This window comes from Kitasatospora sp. NPDC059462 (assembly GCF_042749955.1).
GTDB lineage: Bacteria > Actinomycetota > Actinomycetes > Streptomycetales > Streptomycetaceae > Kitasatospora.
In genome coordinates this window covers 6,753-10,446 of the sequence record NZ_JBHYUU010000077.1, presented here as the reverse complement: position 1 = coordinate 10,446, position 3,694 = coordinate 6,753, and the positions used below count along the sequence as shown (strand labels likewise).

General features: G+C 79.1%; 2 protein-coding genes. One reads left to right on the top strand and one right to left on the bottom strand.

Annotation, left to right across the window (positions count from 1 at the left end; genetic code table 11):
• Window positions 1-126 precede the first annotated feature (126 nt).
• The gene (locus ACFXAM_RS20040) at window positions 127-912 is read right to left on the bottom strand and encodes a lysoplasmalogenase (RefSeq protein WP_380293003.1); all 786 of its coding nucleotides are present in this window, start codon (window positions 910-912) and stop codon (window positions 127-129) included.
• Between the two features lie 244 nt (window positions 913-1,156).
• Here ACFXAM_RS20040 and ACFXAM_RS20035 point away from each other — a divergent pair, with 244 nt between their 5' ends.
• The gene (locus ACFXAM_RS20035; RefSeq protein WP_380293001.1) at window positions 1,157-2,899 is read left to right on the top strand and encodes a DUF2398 family protein; all 1,743 of its coding nucleotides are present in this window, start codon (window positions 1,157-1,159) and stop codon (window positions 2,897-2,899) included.
• The last annotated feature ends 795 nt before the right edge of the window (window positions 2,900-3,694 follow it).

Sequence of the window (3,694 nt, the reverse complement as noted above, 5' to 3'; positions counted from 1 at the left end):
GCGCGCGCCCTCCCCTCTCGCCCGGCGCGCCCCGCCCCCCGGGCCGCCCCCCCCCCGGGGCGCGGGGGGGGCCCCCCCCCCCCCCCCCCCCCCCCCCCCCCACCTCCGTGCGGTCAGGCCGTGCGGTCAGGCCGTGCCGTCGGCCGGGACCGTCGCGTCGGCGTGCGGCTTCCTCCGGTCCTGTTCCTCCCGGGCCTGCGCGGCCTCCCCGGTCTCCCCGGCCTCCTGGGCCTCGGCGGCCCGCAGCGCGCCGGTCGCCAGCAGGTACTGGGCCAGGATGTAGGTCGCCATGATCCAGAAATCGTGGCCCGGCAGCTCCCGCCAGTTCGCCAGCTTGGTGGCGATCAGGGTGTCCGAGAGCAGGAACAGCGCCCCGCCCAGCCCGGTCCGCACCCCCAGTCCGGCCGAGGTCACCGCCGTCGAGGCGAGCAGCAGGCTGTACCCGGCCACCGGGATCCGGAGGTCCCCGAGATCCGGCCAGAGCAGGCCCACCACCGAGGCCCAGGCCGCCGCGTAGGCGGCCGCGACCACCAGCGTGCGGCGCCGCTCCGTCAGTGCGCCCTGGCCGACGAACATCGTCACGTAGCAGACGTGCGCCGCCGCGAACGAGCCCATTCCGGCCAGGAACGCGGGGTCCGAGCCGAGCTGGAGCAGCACGTCCCCGCCCGCGCTCGCCAGCAGCGCCGGCGCCAGCAGCTTCGGCGCCCGCCGCCCCGCCGCGGTGGCGCTGACGACGCTGTGCGCGGCCAGCAGCGGCATCAACGCCGGCTTGGTGGCGTGCCGCAGCGCCGGAACGTCGGTCAGCAGCGCCCCCAGATGGGCCGCCGAGGTGGCGGCGAAACCGGCGAGCAGGCCGGAGGCCGAGCGCAGCCGGCCGCCGAGGACGGCGCGGGTGGTCGTACGGATGCTCATGCGGGGGTGTCCTCCGGGTGGGTGGGGGCGAGGGTGGTGGGGCGGACGGCCCGTGCGGGCACGATAGGGGACCGGGGCGGTGGCACGGAAGAGATTGTTACCGGTGCGTAGGTGCCGGTGGGCGGGCGGGGTGACGTGCCGCCGGGCCGGCGCGCGCTCACCGTCCGGCCGCCCGGCCGGATGTCGCCGCGCCCCGGGCGGCTGCCAGCGGGGGCCGCGTCCAGCGTCTAGTCTGGTCCCCGACATGGAGCAGCAGGAGTACGCGACCGGCGCCGCGCGGACGGCCGGTGGCACGTCGGACGGACGCACGGGCGGGGCGGGGCGCAGCACCGCCGGCGCCGTCCTCGCCGTACGCGAACCCGCTCGCGGCCCCGGGCCCGGCGCCGCGGCCGGAGCTGACGCCCCGCAGGACCCCTCGCGCGGTCTCCCGTCCCAACCCTCGTCCGGCTCCCGGTCCGGATCCCCGTCCCAGCCGCTGTCCGGACCGCTGTCCGGCCTCTCGCCCGACCCGGGGCTGCTCCGGCTCGCGCGCTGGTTCGCCGAGGCCGGCCCCGGCGCCGCCGACGACCTCTGCGCGGCCTCCTTCGGCCTCTACCCGGCCCGTCACTTCGGCGCCCCCGCCGCGCCGTCCGGCCCCGACGTCAGCTGGTGGCACGGCCCCACCGCGCACATGCCCGCGCCGCTGCGCACCCGCGAACCGCGTACCGCCACGGGCCTGCGCCGCGCCCGCCGTGACGCCGCCGCCCTGCCCGTCGTGCTCTCGGGCGCCAAATCCGGCACCCCCGGCCGGCACCGCAGGCCCGAACACCCCCGCTCCGCCGCCACCGTCGTACCGCAGGATCGTTCCGGCGCCACCACCGCCGCCGAACGCCGGATCGCCGCCCGGCTGCTCCTCGCCCACCCGCTGGTCACCGCCTCCGGGCCGCACGCCGACGGCTTCCCGCTGATCCGCCGTCACCGCGACTGGCTCACCGAACGCTTCGACACCCTGCTCGGCTACCCGCTGGTCGTCGGCCCCTGGCACGCCCGTCTGCACAAGGCCGGCCCCGGCCCCGGCGCCGTCCGCCGCCTCGAACACCCCGCCACCGGCGCCCCGTTCACCCCCGGCGGCTACGCCCGGCTCGCGCTCGCCCTGTCGCTGCTCGTCGACGCGCCCGAACAGCTCCCGCTCGGCGCGCTGCTGACCGCGATGAACACCGCCGAGCCCGCACCCGCCGACCCCGCCGACCTCGCCATGGCGTTCGCCGTGCTCGCCGACTGGCAGGTGCTCACCGACGTCCCCGCCGGCCTCGCGGACGCCTCCGCCGTCCTGACGGTCGACCGGGAGCTCGCCCGCGCCGTCCCGGCCGGGCCGCCCGCGCTCGCCGACGACGCCGCCGACCTCGTCCGCCGCGCCGCCGAGGCCGAGCCCGGCACCGCCGTCCGCCGGCGCCTCGCCGAGACCCCGGCCGTCCTGGTCGCCGACCTGCCCGAGGACCAGCGCGCCTGGCTGCGCGACCACCGGCACTCCGGCCCCGCCGCGCTCGCCGACTTCCTCGGCCTGGAGGCCGAGCACCGGGCCGAGGGCGTCGCGCTCCTCGACCCGGCGGAGGAGCTCACCGACCTCGCCCTGTCCGGCGGCGGAACGGCCGCCCAGGCGGCGCTGCTGCTGGTCGAGCGCCTGGTCGAGGAGGTCCGCCCGCTGCCCGGCGAGACCACCGGCGCCGACGTGCCCGTCCCGGACGCGCTGATAGACGGCGTGCTCGGCGACATCGCCGACGAGTACGGCCTCCGGGCCGGCTGGCGCCGCGACTACCTCGCCGACCGCACCGCCCTGCGCCGCGACGCCCTCGACCTGCTCCACCGCATGGGCCTGATCGCCACCCGCCCCTCGGGCCGCCTCCTGCGCGCGCCCGCCGCCCGCTACGCCCCGGCCCCGGATCTCCTCCCCACCCCCGGCACCGGCCGCCACTCCCGCCCCGCCCCCCGCGCGGGCCAGCCTGCCTGACCTGGTCGCCACTCCCGCCCCGTCCCCCGCGCCAGCCAGCCTGCCTGACCCGGCCGCCACTCCCGCCCCGTCCCTCACGCGGGCCTGCCTGCGTGACCTGGTCGGCACTCTCGGCTCGTACACCGCCGGGCTTGGCGGGACCCCAGGAGGCCTTGGCGCGGTCCGCTCGCCGACCGCACCGCCCTGCGGCGCGACGCCGTCGACCTGTTCCACCGCATGGGCCTGATCGCCACCCGCCCCTCGGGCCGCCTCCTGCGCGCGCCCGCCGCCCGCTACGCCCCGGCCCCGGATCTCCTCCCCGCCCCCGGCACCGGCCGCCACTCCCGCCCCGTCCCTCACGCGGGCCAGCCTGCCTGACCTGGCCGGCACTCCCGGCTCGTACGCCTGCCGGGGTCGGCGGGATCGCCGAAAGCTTTGGCGTGGCTCGCTCGCCGCTGTGGTGGTTGGCGTCCGGAATGGCTGTGGGGCCTTGGTGCCGTCGTGGCCGGGTCGGCTTCTGCGGGCGCTCGTCGCCCGCTACGCCCCGGCCCTCCTCCGCGCCCCCTCGCGCGGGCCAGCTTGCCTGACCTGGCCGGCACTCTCGGCTTGTACGCCGCCGGGGTCGGCGGGATCGCCGAGGGCTTTGGCGTGGTCCGCTCGCCGCTGTGGTGGTTGGCGTCCGGAATGGCTGTGGGGCTTCGGTGTCGTCGTGGCCGGGCCGGTGCGCCGAGCGCGGGGATGGCGGTCCGCGGGCAGCCCCCCCACCCCGGGCGGCGGCCCCCCCCCCCCCCCGGGACGTCAGCGGGAGCGCCCGGA

What these genes read in the sequence shown, in the direction of transcription:
- ACFXAM_RS20040 (WP_380293003.1), bottom strand. Translation starts at nt 912, where the DNA reads ATGAGCATCCGTACGACCACCCGCGCCGTCCTCGGCGGCCGGCTGCGC.
- ACFXAM_RS20035 (WP_380293001.1), top strand. Translation starts at nt 1,157, where the DNA reads ATGGAGCAGCAGGAGTACGCGACCGGCGCCGCGCGGACGGCCGGTGGC.